The sequence below is a fragment of the Streptomyces chromofuscus genome (assembly GCF_015160875.1).
Classification (GTDB): domain Bacteria; phylum Actinomycetota; class Actinomycetes; order Streptomycetales; family Streptomycetaceae; genus Streptomyces; species Streptomyces chromofuscus.
Genome location: NZ_CP063374.1, coordinates 5,426,889 through 5,446,401, shown reverse-complemented (window position 1 = coordinate 5,446,401; position 19,513 = coordinate 5,426,889). Strand labels below are relative to the sequence as shown.

Annotated in this window: 9 protein-coding genes; 1 reads left to right on the top strand and 8 read right to left on the bottom strand. The window is 65.1% G+C overall.

The window, feature by feature from the left end; all coding sequences use genetic code 11:
• The first annotated feature begins 301 nt into the window (after nucleotides 1-301).
• Nucleotides 302-814 (top strand): very short patch repair endonuclease, encoded by a 513-nt coding sequence (locus IPT68_RS24630; protein ID WP_308438741.1) that lies wholly within the window; start codon nucleotides 302-304, stop codon nucleotides 812-814.
• On the opposite strand, the gene IPT68_RS24625 is transcribed toward IPT68_RS24630, so the two are convergent.
• From IPT68_RS24625 to IPT68_RS24590, 8 genes are all read right to left on the bottom strand, one after another.
• Nucleotides 765-1,385 (bottom strand): hypothetical protein, encoded by a 621-nt coding sequence (locus IPT68_RS24625; protein WP_189696541.1) that lies wholly within the window; start codon nucleotides 1,383-1,385, stop codon nucleotides 765-767. The genes IPT68_RS24630 and IPT68_RS24625 overlap by 50 nt on opposite strands.
• Nucleotides 1,385-3,037: a helicase-related protein gene (locus IPT68_RS24620; RefSeq protein WP_189696540.1), complete on the bottom strand. Its 1,653-nt coding sequence runs from the start codon at nucleotides 3,035-3,037 to the stop codon at nucleotides 1,385-1,387. The genes IPT68_RS24625 and IPT68_RS24620 overlap by 1 nt, the downstream gene beginning before the upstream one ends.
• A complete protein-coding gene (locus IPT68_RS24615; protein ID WP_189696539.1) occupies nucleotides 3,034-5,391 on the bottom strand; it encodes an ATP-binding protein in 2,358 nt (785 codons plus the stop codon). Before IPT68_RS24615 ends, IPT68_RS24620 begins: the two co-directional genes overlap by 4 nt.
• Nucleotides 5,388-6,542: a DNA cytosine methyltransferase gene (locus IPT68_RS24610; RefSeq protein WP_189696689.1), complete on the bottom strand. Its 1,155-nt coding sequence runs from the start codon at nucleotides 6,540-6,542 to the stop codon at nucleotides 5,388-5,390. Before IPT68_RS24610 ends, IPT68_RS24615 begins: the two co-directional genes overlap by 4 nt.
• Nucleotides 6,543-7,105: 563 nt before the next feature.
• Nucleotides 7,106-8,908, bottom strand: coding sequence for a DUF1998 domain-containing protein (drmB, locus tag IPT68_RS24605; RefSeq protein ID WP_189696538.1), 1,803 nt, complete (start codon nucleotides 8,906-8,908; stop codon nucleotides 7,106-7,108).
• A complete protein-coding gene (locus IPT68_RS24600) occupies nucleotides 8,889-12,068 on the bottom strand; it encodes a helicase-related protein (protein WP_189696537.1) in 3,180 nt (1,059 codons plus the stop codon). Before IPT68_RS24600 ends, drmB begins: the two co-directional genes overlap by 20 nt.
• On the bottom strand, nucleotides 12,065-13,582 hold the full coding sequence (locus IPT68_RS24595; RefSeq protein WP_189696536.1) for a nuclease-related domain-containing DEAD/DEAH box helicase: 1,518 nt from the start codon (nucleotides 13,580-13,582) through the stop codon (nucleotides 12,065-12,067). Before IPT68_RS24595 ends, IPT68_RS24600 begins: the two co-directional genes overlap by 4 nt.
• The gene (locus tag IPT68_RS24590) at nucleotides 13,579-18,294 is read right to left on the bottom strand and encodes a sacsin N-terminal ATP-binding-like domain-containing protein (protein ID WP_189696535.1); all 4,716 of its coding nucleotides are present in this window, start codon (nucleotides 18,292-18,294) and stop codon (nucleotides 13,579-13,581) included. The genes IPT68_RS24595 and IPT68_RS24590 overlap by 4 nt, the downstream gene beginning before the upstream one ends.
• Nucleotides 18,295-19,513: the final 1,219 nt, after the last annotated feature.

Sequence of the window (19,513 nt, the reverse complement as noted above, 5' to 3'; positions counted from 1 at the left end):
CTGCCACACGGGAAGGTTATGCCTGCACCCGGAGAACTGAGCTGAAATGCCCTGATCTCGTGCGCAGGAAGCCACACCGGTGAGTGTCTAACTGCGTGACAACGCCAGCGAACATCAGCGGACGCGCGCGAACGCCAGCGCCAGCGGTCCAACAGAGGCACTGCGGCCCGAGGTCGAGTGTCCGCCCAAGTTACGTCGGGACGAAGAGGTCCGTGCCCCAAAGTGATCGGGCGTGCGAGGGCTGCGGGGGACTACAGTGGCGGCCAGGGCTTCAGTGGGACACCGCAGCCCCGCCGGCGGGATGGGCTCAGGCGGAGACCTCGGCCGCCAGGACACCGCCAGCGTTCACGAGAAGAGGGATCTGATGTCTGCGGGTGTCGACCCTGTCGTCAGTGCGCGTATGTCCCGAATCCGGGGGCGCGACACCGCGCCCGAGGTAAAAGTGCGCCGGGAGTTGCATCGACGCGGTCTCCGGTACCGAGTGAACTTCAAGCCCGTGCCCACATTGAAGCGGACGGTCGACATTGCCTTTACAAGGCAGCGAGTCGCCGTCCTGATCGACGGGTGCTTCTGGCATGGCTGTCCGGAGCACTTTCGGCCGGCAAAGGGGGAACGGAGGGAGTTTTGGGCGGCCAAGGTCGCTGAGAATCAACGCCGTGATCAGGACTCCACCAGGGCATTCACGTCGGCGGGATGGATCGTCCTTCGTTTTTGGGAGCACGCTGACCCGGTCGAGGTAGCCGACCAGATCGAGGACGAAGTGATCAGACGGTCCGTGAGTCGGAGGTCGCCTTCCGAGAGACCATGTAGGTGACCTGCTCGCATCGTGCTCTCAAGATGGTGGCTAGTGAAAGCGCGAGGCGCCAATCGTCGTCGGGCAACGGTGCGGTGTTGGGCTTGGTGACGGCGATGGTGATCAATTGCGACTCCGACTCCGCCCGACGTAGGCAGGCGTGCCAGACCATGCCCTGCAGGCCGCTCATTGGGCCCCAGGTGATGAAGGCCGACTCACCATCGGGTCCATCGGCGACGCAACGCATCGGTTTCACTTCCAGTGTCTGCGCGCGAAGGGCCCATCCCGAACCCATGGCGAGCCGAACGACCGACTGCGGACCGGGGTACTCGCGTGTCGTCATCTGAGCCATCGGCCCGACACCTTCGAGCGCCCGACGGTACTGCTTCGCTGGTCCGTCCTTGATCCACGGGCGTATCTTCTCCGTGGGCATGAATCTAGCGAGTCGCCCGCCGATCTTGGGATCCTTGACGAACCGGTCGTACATCTCAGTCGCTGCGGGCGAAGAGACCTCCTCCCACCGCATGGCGTCGAAGTGGCGGGCCAACTCCGCAAAGATTTCCAAGCGGATCGGTTCCGGAAGGGCCGCCATCAGCCCCCCTCGATGGGCGGGAACTCCAAACGGACGCTGTCGTCAGCTCCCCCGAGGTCACCCACGTCGGCCATCCATTGATCCAGAAGTCCCTTCACCCTCAGGTCCTCGAACTCGAACTGGTTCCGTCCGACTGATACCTGCTCGATCTCGCCCTCGGACACCTGCTCTCGCATGTCGTATACCTCGGCCAACCGTCGGATGTCGCTGACGAAGTCCAATACCTCCACGTGGGTCTTTCCCTTGCGAAGACGGAGTCCGCGGCCAAGCTGCTGCACGAAGATACGTCGACTGTGGGTCACTCGGGCGAAGCAGAGAATGTTGACGTCGGGCACGTCGACGCCCTCGTTGAGGATGTCCACGGCGACGAGGATGGGCACTTCTCCTGTACGGAAGTTGAGCAATCGTGCCCGTCGCTCCCGTGTTTTTAGCCTGGCGTGCAGCGTCTCGGCACGCTCCCAGCCGGGCCGTCGGGCGAGCAGGTCGCGCATCCGCTCGGCATGCTCGATCGTCTGACAGAAGACGATGGCCCGCGGATTCGTGGTCTGGTCCCAGACCTTCTCGAGGTGTCCCCGAACCGACTCGTCCCGCTCGGGGATGAAGAGGCGCTTGTTCAGGTCCTTGATGGAGTAGCCGTGCTCGGAGGCGTGGCGGACGAAGTCCCAGTCAATGTTGTCGGCGAACACGCGGTACTTCACGTCCGCGAGGTAGCCCAGTCTCATGCCCTCCGAGATGGACACCCGCTCGACTGGTTCGCCGAAGGTCCGCTCAATGTCGTACCGGTCGCCTCGCCAGGGCGTGGCCGTCACACCCATCCGTTTGGCCTTGGGCAGCAGCGCCATCATGGTGGCGTAGTTCCCGGTCTCCCCCACGTGGTGTGCCTCGTCCACGATCACCAGCTCGGGGGCGTAGCCCGACTGGATGTAGTCCCGTGCTGTGTTCGATACGCCGAAGGTGACGCCTGGCAGGGAATCGGGTTTCGAATCGCCGTGCAGCAGACGGGTCGGTACATCCTTGGGAATGTCCCGCCACATCGCCCGTTCGAGTTGCTCCACAAGATCGATCATGTGCGCGGTGACCAGCACCTTGGCTCCCGGATTGGCGAGAAGGAATCGTCGCAGCAACCTGCCAGCGACGACCGTCTTGCCGAGGCCCGTAGCGAGGTAGATAAGCGCCTCGCCGGCGTCATCTAGGGCGGCCCAGGCCGCTTCCACCGCACGGTCCTGATAAGGGTGGAGGTCGAACGGCGTGACTCGCTCCGGAGCGCGATCGTAGATCGTCGCCAGCCGTCGGCCGTCCCAGAGGGTCACATTGACTCCGACGTCCCTCAGCGCGTCCGCCCGCTCCTTGGCCTTCTGGGTGAACAGTTGATTGGTGACCACTACCGCTCGGTGGATCGCGTAATGCCGCATCGCCGCATGGGTTTCGTCCACGGCCTCGCGATCCACATTGCCCGACTTCTTCCATTTTGACTGGAAGATCCAATCCTCACCGTTGAGTCGGCCAAGGAGGTCGGCACCTTTGTCCCCGGGACCATCGATGTTGACCACATCCGTGAACGAGATCAGGCCGAGCAACCGCTCCAGCTGACGCGTGAAGCCCTTCGGGCCTTCCTCGACAAGGAAAGCCGGCTCTAGGAACGATCTGTTCATACCTGGACGATCTCCGCGTCCAGTAGGTCCGCAGTAAGGAGCAAGCGGGACAGTTCCAAGGTGTTCTGCAGGGGTGGGCCCACAACCATCCGCTTGAGGTCGGTGAGGAAGGCGCTAACACGGGCCACTTGGTCCGCCTGCGTCTCCTCACCGAGCGCAGCGTAAGTAGTGCGGAATAACCCGCCGTCCAGTACCAGTTCTGGACCGCTCGTAACGAGGTCGAGGACGCCCTCGACTCCCAGGTAGCGCGCGAACTCGCCGTTCTCCACCGCTGCCTTCCAGTCGACGTCCGGTGCCACCGCGATGGCGTACGACTCGGCGGCCCGCTTCGACTGACCGGACAGGGCAGACCAAAACGTGGCCGCGTCCTTCGAGGTGAGGTCGGCGAGCCGATCTCGCAAGCCCTCCAGCAGCATCTCCGCGCGACTACGCACCGCGCTGGAGTCCACTCGGCGGTCCGGGAACTGCTCGAGAATCGATGTCACCAACCCGTCGATGGAGCCTGATATGGAGTACACGTTCTTCAACTGCGGTGCTGCGCAGACGAGCGCGACGTTCAGCGGGGACCACCCGTACCGCGCGATCAGCGTGGTATCGGAGTCCACGTAGATCTCTACCTCGCCAGCTACGATCCGAACCACGGTCGGCTGCCGCTGGCCGTCCTTGAGTAGTTCGACTCCGGAGGTGACGTAGACGCGAAAGATCGCCTGAGCGGTACCAAGGCGAACTTCGCGGTCGGTGTCGGGAAGCAGCGTCGCATGCTCTCTGTACCTCGCGAAGCGTTGCTCTTCGGTCTCCGGGCGTGTCTCTGCGGCCGGCTCCGGCTGCTTCTGATCTTGGGACGGTGAGTGGCCGTCGGCCGCCCCCGTCCCCAGATGTCCAAGCCCTTCCCCCTTGAGCCAGTCATCCTCGTCGGACGGCGGTGCTGGCTCCGGCGGTGGTCCGTGCTTGACCCGATCATGATCGGCTGCGGCCTCGTACCATTTCTCGTCGGTCTGAAACTCCGGATCCCCGCTGCGGAACTTCTGTGCCCATCTCTTCGCCTCATTGTGGATGGCGGTGCTGCCGTTGCCGGGCATGAGGTACCGAAGACCCGGCTTGTTTTCCCGGAAGGCGTTGAAGAACCGGCTCATCGGAGAGTCGTTCTCACGATTGAACAGGCGCTTCGCGAGTTGTGGACGCAAAGGAAGGTCGCCTCGCACCTTCTCGACCATGTACCGCCACTCCGGCGACGACGTGTCGAAGTTGGTCTTGCGGACGTTGACCGGCGCGTGGTCGAGATGGATCTCACCGACGATGCGACCCATACCGAGTTCGATCGGATACTCCAGCTCAATGTCTCCGTCTGGCCCCTCCCAGTCGAACAGAGACCTGTCCCTGGTTGTAATCGCACGCCCGCTCCGGAGGAACGTCAGACCGAAGTCGGACTTATCGGCGAACCTCTGCACGCCCAACCATCCCACGATCCGGCGCTCTCGCTCCTGGATGTCAGTGCTCTCACAATCGACGCACTCGTCGTACCTTGAGGTGTACCAGCGCCCACAGTTCATACAGGCGAAGGCGTTGGTGAGTGGCACGTGGATTACTTCGGCAGCAGGCGCTTCCGCAGCCTTGTACATAACCGACCGGGTCGGGTCCCAGATGCACGGCACGAGAGGGGTCACCTGGCGACCGTTGACGTACAGGCGCTGGTTCAAACCGCCCATCATCTGCGCGCCCGAATGAGGGCCGTTGGGATCACGCAGCATGTAGGTGTAGATCCGCCCTAGGTTCTTGCTGACCTCCCGGATCGAGCTCGCCGACTTCAACTTGGCGACCAAGTCTTCTCGGAGGTTCGTCACCGAGACGAGGGTGCCGTGCTCGTCGGGAGCCTTTCGCTCGTAGCGAAGGGGCACCTCGTACGACGACAGCCGCTGCATCTCCCTAAGGTCGATAGTGGCGGTGATCCATCGGTCGTCGCCACGCCGTCCCGTACGGACCACCGTTATCGTGCCAAGGCGGGCCGTGGCGATGTTGAAGCCCATGCCGAATAGACCGAGGCTGCCGAACCGTTGCTTACCCGACCTGCCGGCGCTCAGGGCATACTGCAACTCCTCCTGAGACATTCCCCGGCCGTTGTCGCTCACGACGACCTTGGCAGCCCGGTTCACCTTGCCCGCCGTGGGCAGGGTGACGTCTATTCGAGGTTCCAGCGTTTCATCGACACGGGTGGCCTCGACGAGTTCGTCGAGACAGTTGTCGATCAACTCGCACAGGCACTGGTGAAGTTGGAGGTCGACCTCCGCGATCATCTCCAAGATCCGTGGGGGAGGCGTCAGGTTGAGGGTGTCGGGTCGCGTCTCCGTCTCCGTCATGCTTCGGATCCCTCCGCGCGCAGGGCGGCGTGGACGCTGTCGGCCACGACCCGCGCCAACTCGACTGGGACTGCGTTGCCGAGCTGGCGCATCGCCTTGCCCCAAGGGCCATGCAGCTCGTAGTCGTCCGGGAAGGTCTGCAAGCGGGCACTTTCCCTGACCGTGAAGTAGCGAATGGAACCGTCCGTCTCACGCAGCATGTTCTCGCCGCCGGGGACCCCGTGACGCCCTGCTTTCAACGTCTTCGCAGGCCAGTCCACCGGACTACCGGTGTGACCAGGGTAGGAACGAGCTCCCGGTTGAAGGACGTGGTTGAGGACGCCCGCAGTACCTGTCAGCGTTGGCTCGGGAAGACCGGCCAGCGCGTCGCGTATGGTGCGCCAACGCGCTTGGACCTCGTCCGGCCGCAGTTCCGCAGGTATGGGGACCTTCGGCCGTTCCGGGCGTTTCGCCTTGGGCACTTCATGTTCCTGCCAGTACTCACCAGTTGTCCACTGAGCATGCAGAAGCGCCCGTCTCGAGTGTGTGACATGCGGGAATTCCCAGGTCACGTCCAGGTCGTTTCGGAAACCGACCAGGAAGACGCGTTGGCGCTGCTGCGGCACGCCGTAGTCCGCTGCGTTAGCGAAGGCCGGGATGACCCGATAGGCCAACTCTTGGTTGCTGACGTCCTCGCCTGCCGCCCGGAGCCGCCGCAGGTGATCTCCCCACAGTTCGTCGGGCTTCGCGGCGAGGAGGGGCAGCGAAAGCCTGGCCTGGATGTACTGGAAATAGTCGGCGAACCTCGGGCGCGCCAGACCCCTCACGTTCTCGATGATGAACGCGCGGGGCCTCAGATGGGCGATCGCCTCCGCCGTGGCCGGGAACATGTCACGCTCGTCGTCGTCCGCCTTGCCGCGGCCGCCAATGGAGAACGGCTGGCACGGCGGGCCGGCGGCGACGAGATCCACCTCGTCGGTGATGCGGGACCAGTTGAAGTCCCGCACGTCGCCCTCCTCGACATGCCAGTTCGCGACGAGCTCGTTCCCTCGGGCCTGGTTCTGTCGCACCGTGTCACAGGCCCACTTGTCCAACTCCAGCGTTACCAGCGGGTCAAAGCCAGCCTCCTGACAACCCAGCGCGAGCCCACCAGCGCCAGCGAACAACTCCACGCTCGCGAGCCGGGCGGGAGTGTTCCTCATCAATAAGAGGGAGGGGTGGCGAACGGTAACGCTCGCAGGAACGACCGCAGTCTTAGACATGCACTTCTTTCCGACGATAGCCCTAGTCTGAACATCATGATGCCGCACGGTCCGACGGCCTCGCCAGGACTTGTGGGTCTCCTGATCGCCTGCCGGGGCTGTGACCGCTTGGCGCCACAGTTCAGGCGACGTCGCCGAGGTAGCCGGCGACCAGAACAGTTGCCAACCAGAGTCGGCGGCTCAGCAACTAGGCGCGGTCGGCCCCGGGCAGCGCCTTGCGAGCCCGAGTACAGCCCAATCTCTGGACCATCCGTGGACCGGTTCTCGTGCGCTCCGCACGGCAAACCTCCTGACCAGGTCTTCCGCTGCCAACCGAAGGGCCCTCCGGAACTGTCGCAGCAGTGCAGCGCAGTAGATCGAACCCGTCGACCGGCGAAAACCATAGGAACAGCGACGGTTACGGATTCCGCCCGGCAGTGACCGAGGATGGCTGCGCTGCGGCCCCTAGCATGCGCTACGGGGCCGCAGGGTCGTCACCTGGGCCGTCGGACGTCCGTCAGAACGTCGTCCAGCAGTCCTCTCACGTCGCTTCCGCCCAGGACCAGCTGTCGATCCAGTAGCCGGTTTCCGGTTTCGCAGGAGGTCTCACTCACCAGGGAGCACCCGTGACAGGCCGAGAGATTCAGCTGTGAGGTTCCCTGGCGGTCGCTTTCGATGCAGACCGGGTCGTTGGAGCAGAAGTCCGCGTCGTCCAAGGCTGCCACCAGGAGTGGGATCAGCATCTTTGGATCCCCGAGCCTGACGAGACCGCCAAGAGTCCCCTGGGCGTCCCCTGCCGCGGTGTAGATGAGGATCCCGGCGGTCTTGTCCGTGCGGTCGGAGTTCGCGTAGATCCTTTCCTGCAGCGAGGCAGACGCGTAGCCGCTGGCGAACGCCAGTCGCCGGATGAGCAGGTGCGCCAGCGTGTGCAGGGCGATGTACCTGGGTTCCGGCACGTCGAGGCGGCAGGCCCAGGGAGAGTCCGCCCTTCTCTTTTTGAGGATGCCGGCGCGTGCCTGAACCTCCGGCTGTGCCTCCCATGCGGCGAGCTTCTCCTCGTCGAACCGCAGGAAGATTCCTTCCCCGAACAGTTCGATCGCAGGGTAGGTGGGCCGATACGACTTGTCAGCCCCCAGATCGGCGTCGATCAGCATCGCTTCCGCGTCGTGGCGTCGGAACCCCCGCAGGGCACGGACCTCCCGTACCCGGCGTACCTGTCCGATACCGCTGATCTTGCCGAGGAGGCTCTGCGGTCCTGCGAGCCCTTCGAGGCTTCTCCCGTCGACGACGAAGTCGCTTCCCGTGCGGTCGCGTCCTTCCTCGAGTTTCTTCAGGAACGCCGACCACTCACCGTCCTTCAGGTCGAGCAGCAGCTCACCCGCAGGGCTTTCCTCCCCCGCCGCGACTCCGAGGACGGTTTCCGCCGTCACTCCGAGATCGTCGGCGATCAACTGCGCCAACACTTCCGACTGAGGTCCCCCGTTGTCGGTCACGACTTTCCCGAAGAGCATGTGACCACGGATCTTGTCGGCCGTCTCCGCGGACTGTGGGCGCTCCTCCGGTATGTCGAGAGCCGAGATTCTGTCGGCGATGTAGTTGCCCGTGGCACCGCGCTGCACGGCGACCAACTCGTACGAGCAGGGCTTCTTGACGGAGCTCTCCGGCTCCCAGGGCTGCAGTCCCGCGCAACGGATCCCGTCGCGGTGCAGGGCCCCCTTCGTCACGAGTTCAGCGAGACTGCGCTCATTCCCGCACCCGTGGCACTTCACCACCAGGGCCGCGAGGCCTTCGCCACGAGTGGCCAGCTTGCGGAACCTGAGTGCCTTGTAGTCACGGCAAAAGCGGACCGCTTCGTTCAGGCTCGCCGCGCGCCCACGATGTGTCCACTGGAACCAGTTGATGTCCTGTATGTGGCTGCCTTTTTCGCAGACGGCGACATATCGCATCGGTACGAGCGCGCCGCCGCAGTCGCAGGTGTTGCTCCACTTGCCTTTTTTCCTACCGGTCAGCTTCGAGAGCTTGTCGCAGCGCTCGCAGAACCGCCAAGCGGGAAAGCGCCAGTACGGCAGCGCAGGGGTTTCCTTTGCGGCCCGGCTCGCATGTGCCGGTGGTTGTCTCAGGACACCGGCACCGAGGCGGGCCGTCAGACGCTCACAGCTGATCTCATGGGCGAACTTCTTGTCCCACCAGGACGTGTCCGGCGCCATGAGCGACTCGCCTCGCACGTCGACGATCGCTCCCACACCGAACGGTGAGATCGTTTCGGAGAGGCGCAGGTCATGCCTGATCTTCTCCATGGTGCACCTCCTCCTGCGGTTCCTGGACCTCGACCGCCACGTTGGGCTCGACGGACCTCATCGAGTCTCCGACGAGCCACCCCTCGCCGGGTTGGCCGAACTTCTTCAACAAAGCTGCCTGGTCTCTCTTCGTCCGCTGGTAGTACAGAGGCTCGCCGGACTCCCTTGCCTGGCCTGCCCGTCGGTCCCAGTCCCTCAGGAGGCTCCATACGGCGGAGCGTGTTTCCGGCGCTTCGAGGCCGTCGGCGCGCGTCACGTAGCCAAGGAACCGTTCCACGAGTCGATCGACCGCTTCGCGGATCCTGTCGTCCCCGAGGTCGAACCGACCCGCCGCTTCGTTCGGGGCGAGAGCAGTGAACGACTGCCGCAGCAGTGCCACGAGCGCGCCAGCGAGCGACCGCTCGCGCGAGGCCAACGACCACGGCGTGACGCTCGTGGGCTCCACGCTCCGGTACAGAGCCTCGTGGTAACCACGGAAGGTCTCGAAGTGCGACCGATCACGGGCCCTTCCCGACCGGAACAGCGTGACGACGACGCCCTTCGTGTCTCCACGTCCGACACGGCTCGTGGCCTGGATGTACTCGGCCGTGGTCTTCGGCTGCCCCACCATGAGCATCAGCGCGAGCCGCGGGATGTCGATGCCCACGGAGAGCATGTTCGACGAGAGGACCACGTCGACAGCCTCCGGCGACTCGTCGGCCCTGACCCTGAGCGCGCGGAGATCGTTCGGCAGCTCCTCGGCTCCGCGACGGCTCGTCAGTTCCAGGACCTTCCCCGCTCTGACGGGCCGCAGCGGGAAGCCGAGCCTCTCGGCTCGGGGCTCCAGACGACCGTTGACATCGTCGACGACCAGCGTCCCGGTACGTCCGAGCTCACGAAGACTGTTGTGGTACATGACCAGCGTCCAGTACGCGTCCCGTGACGCTGCGGACGGGGCGCGGGCGGCCAGCGCCTCCGGCATCTCCACCATGGGGGTGACGGCTGCGATGACGGCCGACGGCTGCGAGACCGACTGCGGCATCAGGCCGACGTAGAGACGTCCTTCCCCGCTTTCCACCGGGCGGGAGAAGAAGGTCCGGTCGTCGTCGAGTCCCGATGGCGGATACAGGGCGACCTCACGCCCGTACAGCCCCTCCACCTGCTCCTCAGACGCGCGGATGGTGGCCGTCGAGGCCACGATCTTGGGGCTGGAGCCCGACCGGCTGAGCAGCAGCTGGATCACCGCGTCGAAGACGGCGACGGTGGTTCCGAGCGGCCCCGAGAGCAGGTGCAGCTCGTCCTGGATGATCATGGACGGTTGCCTGAAGGTGGTCCCGAGACCGAGCAGCCTGCCCGCTTCCGGCCTGAACTGCAGACGCGCGAACTTGTCGACGGTGGCCAGCAGGATCGTGGGCGGTTCCATGTACAGCACCTCGTCGACGACCGCGAGCGGGAGCTCGCCGGCGAAGTCGCACGACGCGTCGACACAGTGGAGCACGACGTCCACGCCGTCCAGGCGCATGCCGTAGTCCTCTGGCTTGTCGCTCCTGAGCCTCGGCACCAAGGGCGTCAGACACCAAGGGCAACTCTCGACCTGAAACTCGTTCGCCTCTTCCGGGCGCGCGGCCTTCTGAAGCCGCTTGAGTGCTTCACGTGCCTCTACTCGCGTGCCGGGGGTGACTTCGTTGCCCACCCACAGACCGATCGAGAACGGCGCCATGCCCTTCGCCCGGTCGTCCGTGGCCCGCAGCCGCTCCATCGCGCAGATCAGTGCCGCGGCCCGTTGGAACTGTTGAGAGGTCAGGAGCCGCAGGGTGTAGCGGGTGATGACGGCGGTTCCCCCGCCGGCCGTTCCGTGAGCGAGCCGTCGGCGGAACACCTCGATCGCGGCGAGACCCAGGTATGCCTCGGTCTTGCCGCCACCGGTCGGGAACCAGATGAGGTCGACGAGGTCCCGGTCCTTGTGCCCCTCATCGACGGTGGAGGCCAGCGACACGAGCAGGAAACCGAGCTGGAAGGGGCGCCACCGCGGCTCCGACACCTGCTCCTCCGGCCTCCCACCGTTGATGGACGCCTGCCGCATCTGAAGACGCATAGCGGCCATGCCGAGTGAGAAGGCCGTTCGAAGGTCCTGTCGTCCCGGCGCCCGGAGGAGGTCTATGCCTTCCCTCATCCTGTCGACGGCGTCCTGCGAACGCTCGGCGATGCGGACGGCCACGGCCCTGTCGTCGCTGAAAGCCTCCGCCCGTTCCATCTGCCGGGAGGCCCAGCCGGCGAACGCCTCGAGGAAGGCGTCCAACGATCGAAGGATCGCTTCGGGATCCTTGTCGATCTGCTGGAGGTGCCCCAGCTCCAAGGCCTCGGCCTCGGCCGTCCCTTCGTCGAACCCCGTGGTCTCGACGGCGGGCACCACGAAGGCCGGCACGGGCTCGAGGAAGACCTTGGCACAACGGCCTTCCGCGAACTCCCAGTCCGCGGCCATTCCGTGCCCGACCGCGTAGACCTTCCGGTTCCGATAGCGCAGGCGCAGCTCGGCAGCTTCCGGGTCAGTGTCGATCGAGCGCGTCGTGTCGTACTCCAGGATCTCCGCCCCGGCGGAGGGAGCGGCGGCCAGGTGGACCTGGAACAGCGTCCGAGGGATGTCGTGTCGGTCGTCACCCGTTGATTCGGTCAGGACCCGTACGTGGACGGTGACCAACGAATCGCCCTGGAAGTCGCGCCAACGCGACCCGATCTCGACCGAGACACCACCCACGGAAAGGCGCTCGGGCCCCTTGTCCCGCCGGAGGTCGAGGCCGTCGACGGAGAACGGGGCACGCCGCCACCTGGGCGGCCCGTCTACCTCGACAGCGGCGTACGTACCGCACGAGAAGTCGACGTCGACGGAGTCGCCGTCGGTGACGAAGGAGAGCGCGACGGACGAGGGCTTCCAGTCCTCGGCCAGGGGGACACCGGCCCCGCTCTCCTCGACATCACCATCGGGGACATCCGCCGACACCTCTTCGTCCGTGTGGCCGTCGCCGTGAGAGCCTCGTGCCTCGGCTTCGACCGGGAACAGCATGCCGACGGCGTACTGCCGATGAGGCAGGTTCGCCGTGACCTCCTCATCTCCGGCCTCGGGCCCCACGTAGGAGGCTCGGAGATGGTGAAGGGCCTCCTTCTGGGCCGCTGTGAGGTTCACTTCCCAACCTGCTTTCGAAGAAGATCCTGGAGCCGCTTCTTGTCATCCTTGGACGCGACCACGTGGAGCGTGACCCGCGCCCGCGTGACAGCCACGTAGAAAGCGGCGAGTCCCCGGTCGTTGTATTCCTGTGGCAGGTCACAGACGATGACGTGCTCTGCCTCCAGCCCCTTGGCATAGCGGGGGTTGGTCACGAGGAATCCGGCCTCGCTCCTGCGCGGCTCGGCGTCCTCGGACACACTGATGATCCAGATGTCCTGTCGGCGGGCCCCGTTCGCGACGAGGTCGCGAGCCACGGTCTCGGCCGCGGAAACACCGGCCGTCCCGTCGGACCACCGCCATTCCACTCGGTCGCCATGGACGATGCCCGGGTCCCCGACGTCGGCGCCGAGGTACTCCTGCACGACGTGGACGATCGCACGGGTGTTGCGCACGTTCCGGTCCAGGTCGTACTGGAGCGCCTCCTGCTGAACCAACTCGCAGACCTCCGGGTCGAACTCGCCGTCGACGCGTGCCTGGTTGTTGGGGTCGAGGAACATCCTCCACCGACCGCCTTCTCGACCCCCGCGGATCACGGCGTCCAAGGCATCCATGCCCCCGGCGTTCATGAGGTCCTGTGCCTCGTCGACGAAGACGACGTCGTACTGCTTGTCACCGGACAGGTCCGCGAACGGAAGGAGATCGATGTCTCTGCCCTCGATCCGCGGACCGAAGAAGTCGATCAGGGCGGGCGAATGAAAGGTGATGAGCACCGACTTCCCCTCGCCCGCCTCCTGCTTCGCGCCCTCCGCCAGCACCAGGGATTTCCCGGTGCCCGCGCCACCGAAGACGAGCATCCTCGGGTTCCGGGAGAGCGCGGCCAAGACCCTGGCCTGCCCCTCGGTCGCTCGATTCTGCTCCTCCAGCACGGCGCCCCGCTGCGCATCGATGACGGGCATCCTGGTGAACTCACCGAAGAGGCGCGCCCGGAGCGTCTCGGACCGGGCGACTCTGATTCCGTAGGGAGCGGTCCTCGCTTCACCGGCGACCTTTTCGAAGGCTTCGGTCAGTGCGGCAATGCTCATCTGCTCCTTGGCCCACCAGTGGCTTCCCTTCCATTCGACGGCTGCCGGAGGCGCGTCTATGTCTGGGGTGAGGGCAACGGCCTCGGTCGCGAACCAACCGACGCCTTCCTCCTGAAGGATGTCGCGCAGCGCGTACATCGCCGACTGTGCCTGGTCCATCGGCGACTCGCGCAACTTCTTCCAGTCACCGTGGCGGTCGATGGAGTACCAGACGCCGTCGTACTTCCTGACGCCCCCGCCCTTGACCTCGACGATGACGACGACGCCGTTCCAGAGCACGACGAAGTCCGCTTCGCCCTGCTGCTTGACCGCGTGGCTCCGCAGCTTCACGGAGTGGAAGGCGACGGCGTCGGGGGGGCCGTCGATCGCTCGCAGCAGCAGGGCCACCCGCCGTTCGGCGTTGCTGGTAGTGGTCGTCTCGATGTCGGCGAGGTCCGGTATGAGGATCATGATCCCTGCTTTCGCCAGAGGTCTTCGTAAGCGCGGTATCCGAGGAAGTCATTGACTGCACCGAAGTTGTCGGCGACGTCCACGATGAGGCACTCCGGCTTGCCGCCGTTCGCGGGGCCGCGCAGCCCGCGGCCGGCCATCTGGATGTAGGCGCTGGGACTGAACGTCGGCCGCGCGATGTAGAGGGCCCGGACACCCGGTGCATCGAAGCCCTGGATCAACAGGTCGCAGTTGGCCAGGACCCGGATCTCTCCCTTCTTGAACTTCTCGATCACGTCACGGCGTGCCTGCCGTCCGGTCTGACCGCTAACCGCCTCAGCCGCGACTTGCCGGTAACGAAGCGTCGCGGCAAGGACCTGGGCGGACAGGACGTTCGGCGTGAATACGAGGATCGGCCACTCCGGGTCCCGGCTCAGGATGTCCTCAACGAGGATCCTCATGCGGGCCTGGTCCCGACCGATGCGGTCGAGAACCTTGGGCTCCAGCTTGCGCCACGACTGCACCTGCTCGAGTTCATCCGGCTTCAGCGCGACGTCCACGCCCGGCAACACCTCATGTCGGACCCGGGCGAGGACTCCCCTCTTCGACAGCTCCTCGTAGGCGTTACCGTCGAAGGCGCTCATGATGTGGTGACCGAAGCGGGCCGCCAGCTCCTCCGTCGGCTTGGTGACGACGTCGCTTCTCCCCTTGAAGGGTGTCGCCGAGACACCCACCAGAGGCCGTTCCCAGCTACGACCGTCGACTCCGAGCCACCTGAGGATCTTCGTGTACATCTTCGACCCGCCGGCCCGGTGCGCCTCGTCGATGAACACCGCGGAGGCCCTGCTCAGCCACTCGTACTCAGGAGTGTCGGCCACCCGGTCGAGCTTGGCGTCGGTGGCCACGACCACACTGAACTCGGTGTCGGGTTCGTGGACGACGTTGTTGTTCCAGAGCCGGCCGATCGTCAACGGACGCTCGTCCCCGAGCCAACGCCAGACGGTGCCGAACGTCTGCACCGCCTGCTCGCAGAGCTCCTCCGACTGCGCGATCCAGAGCACGGTTCCGCTCATGTCGCCATCGACGAACAGCCGCAGCACGGTTTCGGTGGCCACCCGGGTCTTCCCGGCTCCCGTGGGGAGCTCCACCATGCCCTTGAGCGCGCGACCGTCCCGTCCCCGGGACGTCAGGACCTCCTGCAGTTCCTCCCTGATCCTCTCCTGGAAGTCGTGCAGGGGCTTGAGCTTCACGGCACCGGGCACGACGAACTCATCGTCCTGGTGTCGGGTGCGACGCCCGGCGTACTTGGCGCCGAACCCCATCTTCCGAAGCCAGGCGACGGTCGACGCTCCCCCGACCCATGTCGTGGGAACGTCCGTGTACCCCTCGGCGCTGAACTCTTCCGCGAGAAGCTTGATCGAGTCGCTGCCGTAGACGGTCAGGAAGAGCTCGGCGACGGACGTGGAGCCGTCCACCAGGCCTTGGCCCTCAAGTGCCTGCCAAAGTCCCTTCGGAAGGTTCTCCTTCAGCGTGTCGTCACCGATGTAGATCGCCAGCCGCTCCACGTCACTGGACGCGGCCCGGGCGTCCTGCCTTTGCATCTCCAGATGTTGGTCGACGCGGGCCTGGAGAATGTCGCTCAACTCGGTGTTCGACAGGCGCAGGTCGAATGCCTCGTTGACGATCTGCAGGACACGACGTTCGTCGAGTTCTGCCTGGACCACCAGGGTCATTCCCTGGCGGTGCCACTCGAGCGACTGGTCCTCGACACCGTCCTCTGTGGTCACACGCTTCGTGATCTGGACGGCCTTCGCCACGGTCGCGTTCGTGACCTTGTCCTCGACGAACGTCGAACGCAGTCCGGTGTACAGGTCGATGACGCGTTCCTCGACCTGCCGGCCGTCGATCAAGAGCGAGAAGGAAAAACTGTCCTCGAACCGTCGGCATCCGACCACGTCGACGAACTCGTCCGCTTCGTCCTCATCCACCTTGAGGTACGGCTTCTGCCTCAGGCTGAGGAACTCACGCTCCTCCTCGGTCGTCGCCAAATACACCGCATCGGGCCGCCTCCTCTCGATGACGCGTCCCACCCGGGCGGGGATGAACATCGGGTGCCCCTCCGGGAATGCGAACCGACTCGCGGTGAGGACGAACCCCGTCAGCGCCACGTTGCTGATCGGCGAAGTGACCTCCGTCTCGAGCGCTTCGCGCAGGACCTCCACAGGCACCTCGCCCAGGTCCTTCGGCAGCTTCAGAGCGTCCTCGACGTGGCGCGGTCCTCGGAAGAGAGGCAGCAGGGCCTCATACTCGACGAGGGACGCGGAGACGACGCGACCTGGAGCCCGGTGGCCGCGATTCGACTTCAGCAGGCCGGCCCGACCCGCCGCCCAGCGAACAGGGGACAGGACCCGGTGGCTGAGCCCCGTGTCGATGTCGGTACAGAGCCAGTGCCCCACCTGGTCGAGTCTGAGCAGTCCTTCCGTCCACCGCTCGCGCAGGGGTTCGGGCACGCCCGCCTCCTGCAACATCAGAAGCACCGAGAACGGACCAGGACCCTCCCCCCTGTCGAACTCGACCTGCTCGACGGGGCGCTCTCCGGGCCCGAGTCTCCGGTTCACCTCGTCCAGCACGTACTGGCAGTAGTCCTCGAAGTAGACCTCGTCCTCGAGCGAGTACGAGGCCACTGGCTCGGTGACGACTCCTGCCGCGTGTGCGAGCTGGGGCACGCATCTCGTCCGGTCCAGGACTCGACCCGGAGTGCTGTCACCGAGACCGTCGATGTCCAGCACCAACCCGGGCACGGCCCAACCACCGTCACGTGTCGGAACTCTGAGAGCACCCGTCTTGTTCTCCGCAACGGCCTTCTGCGCCTGTGCCATGGGCACATCAGAGGCGGCGTCCCAGAACTTCGGGAGCTCGTCGTCCTGGGACTCCCGTGACAGCCTGGCCATCCTGGCCTCGAATTTTGCGAGAGGATCGAGGTTACGGAACCCGCAGTCCACGAGTTTCTTCTCGACGCCGGGAAGGACCAGGAAGTCCGGATCGACGAAGCACGATCCTTCGATGTCGACGTCCTCCGCACCGTGGAGGAAGACCCGGTCACGGTCCTTGATGGACAGCATGCCAGCGGTCGTCGGTATGACCTTTGCGGGGCCGAAGCGGTTGGGATTTCTCAGCACAAAATCGAGTGCCTTCGCCGCAGAAGCCATATCGGGCCCTTCGGCCCACTCGCGCAGCCAGGTGAGAAGACCTCGCTTGGGCACATCCTCCAACGCCTTCTGCTCGTCCCTGGGACGCGAGTCGGCGAAGGCGGGGGACACGCTGCATACGTAGAGGGCCCTCAGACGGGTCCCACGCTGATTGGTGGAATAACAGCGCCAGTGCGGCACGTCCTCGTCGGTGTGGGGAGACCTGATCCACTCCTCGTGGTCACGCTCGGATGCGTCGCCGACACGCAAGTCGAGAGGACGAAGCTCCAGAGGCGTGCGCAGCGCGCCGGTGGCGTCGGGCACCAGGGCCTTCTCGCTACCGAGCTGTGGAACATGGACGCAGAGGATCTCGTCGCCGAACGAGTGGGTCTCACGGCCACGCGCCGGCATGTAGTCCAGGTGTGCTGCCGGATCGTCGACGGACGAGACCTTCGGCAGCATGTCGACGAACATCTCCGAGAGAGTCACGAGGATCTCCCGGTTGTACGTGTTCGTGAGCAAGGTGGTGCGGTCGTCGTTGACACTCCAGGGCGCGTTGAAGAGGGCGGACGCCGACGTCCTGTCCTGGAGCGGGAAGTACGACCAGAACTCCCCCGTTTTTTTCAGTTGAGCGAAGCGCGCCGGCATCGCGACCGTGACCTTCATCCGGTCACGCGACACGGCTTCCCCGACCTCGGTCCGAGCCTCGGGGCTGGGTGCGTGCATGCGGTTGTCGACATACCACTCGTCGTGGTCGCCGTCGGGACGCTCGATGCGGAACCTGCCGTCGCCCAGGTCGCGCGACACATGGCTCGTGACGAAGTCCGCGTCGGCTCCGACGACCCGGAGCCGGATCTCCCGGACCGAGTTGACGAAGAGGAGGAACTCGGAGCGGAATTCCTCGATCTCCTTCTTGAGGCTCTCCAGTCTCGTCGCATTCGGCAGTCTGACGATCGTCACCGCCCACTCCGCCAATTCGGCCAGGATCGGGTCCTTGGCGAATTCGACCTCCGCGTCGATCCGGGTGAGGGTCCTCAGGACCGGAATCCTCTTGGGTACGGGCGCGATCGCCGCTATCGCCGCCTTCGCCTTCGAAGAGTTGAACTCGAAAGCGACCGAACGGCTGAACACCTGCGGGGTGTCGGTGACCGCGAGCACCGACTTGAAACCAAGCCCGAACCGACCGATCTCGTCGCCCCGCTTACCACTGAGGTGCGCATGGGCGAGCGCGGTGAGGCCGCTTCGGGAGAACGGACGACCGGCGTTCGCGCAATACAGCGTCTGGCGGTCGAGGTCGAGGACGATCTCGACCCGCCCTGCTCCCTCCTCGTGCTCGGCAGCCCCCGACATCGCGTCAGCCGCGTTCTGCACCAGTTCCAGGAGCGTCCGGTTCGAGTAGCCGCCGACCCGGATGGACTCCTCCTGGTTGGCGTGCTCCGTGATCAGGTTCGAATTCGCGCGATACGAGTTGATCGCCCGCTCGAAGAGCTCGTCAACCTCGCGGACCAAACCCGCGTCGGGTACCCAATTGACATTCTTCTTCATCACGGCTGCACCGCCCCCGCTCCCAATACCACAACTCATCAGAGCCAGATCCGTACCTATGCGGTTCCTGGATGCCGATCACCGAGGTCCCGACAGGGTGCGCCATCGCGCACCGTCGAACCGCCACGGAAGGTAAACCCAGCCACCGACAGCCCCCCAAGTTCAATGACTGACGGCTGGTGTATGAGCGCCGAACGTCCGACTTGCTGCAGGGGGTGGATTCGATGCCCTTGCTGCAGGATGTTCCGGCCACAACCGGTACCGGCGCCACCGATCCATCTCACGGCCCGACACCGTGCGACCGACTTCGGCGGTACTCGTCGTCGAAGGCAGATCACCGCTGCCCCGCCCCGGCACGCAGATACGCATGGCTCCTCTCGCATCAGTGCAGGATTAACGACCTACTCAGGCGATCCGCCTGAACACACACCACAGCGATCTTCACAGGTCCCCCACATTCGGGAAGTTCAAGCGTTCAACAAATCTCCGCCGCGGGGAACCCCCTGTTACCGATTCGCAACCCCGGGATCACCTACGACATACGGCCAGATCCGACACGCCGTCAATGTGTTGGCCTGGCAGGCAATACGCATACTCACCCGGGGGACGGATCGACTGCACGCAACCGAACACCCAGGAAGTAATCAGGCATCCCTGACTTACTGCTCATGAACCGGCCTTCACGACTCTCCCTGCTCGCACTTCGTCAAGACTTCAGCAACTCTTGGACAAGTGGGAGCTCTTCCGCCGAATCGTGCTACGCCGACCGGGGCACAACAGGAGTGGAGTGCGCCTACCGTGCGCCCCTGTACCACCACACCGCGCCCCCGGCCCGAGCCCGCCCTGCCTCGGGCGTCCTTTCCTCGACTTCATGGTCACGACTTCATGCAGCTTGCGTATGCCGAGCCAGGACGGCCGAGGTGACGACCCCTGTCGTCCGATGAGCGCAACGAGCACCCACGCGGGGCTGTGGACCATACGTGGACACGGAACCGTCCACCCTCCGTCCGTACACCTGTGACCTGCGGAGTTTCCGTATCAGGAAGGGCCCTCCGGAGCCGTGTGCGCAGGTTCGAATCCTGCCGGGGGCACTTCAGACGAAGTGCCTAAAGACCCCGCCATCAGCGAGAACGCTGAGGACGGGGTCTTCGCGTATGCGCAGACGCATGCCGCCGCAAGCGGGCCTATGTCAGAGTCTGTGGACGAGCTGTGGACGGCA

Coding starts and splice junctions, on each gene's coding strand:
- IPT68_RS24620 (WP_189696540.1), bottom strand. CDS start 3,037: ATGAACAGATCGTTCCTAGAGCCGGCTTTCCTTGTCGAGGAAGGCCCG.
- drmB (WP_189696538.1), bottom strand. CDS start 8,908: ATGGAGAAGATCAGGCATGACCTGCGCCTCTCCGAAACGATCTCACCG.
- IPT68_RS24590 (WP_189696535.1), bottom strand. CDS start 18,294: ATGAAGAAGAATGTCAATTGGGTACCCGACGCGGGTTTGGTCCGCGAG.
- IPT68_RS24630 (WP_308438741.1), top strand. CDS start 302: ATGGGCTCAGGCGGAGACCTCGGCCGCCAGGACACCGCCAGCGTTCAC.
- IPT68_RS24625 (WP_189696541.1), bottom strand. CDS start 1,385: ATGGCGGCCCTTCCGGAACCGATCCGCTTGGAAATCTTTGCGGAGTTG.
- IPT68_RS24615 (WP_189696539.1), bottom strand. CDS start 5,391: ATGACGGAGACGGAGACGCGACCCGACACCCTCAACCTGACGCCTCCC.
- IPT68_RS24595 (WP_189696536.1), bottom strand. CDS start 13,582: ATGATCCTCATACCGGACCTCGCCGACATCGAGACGACCACTACCAGC.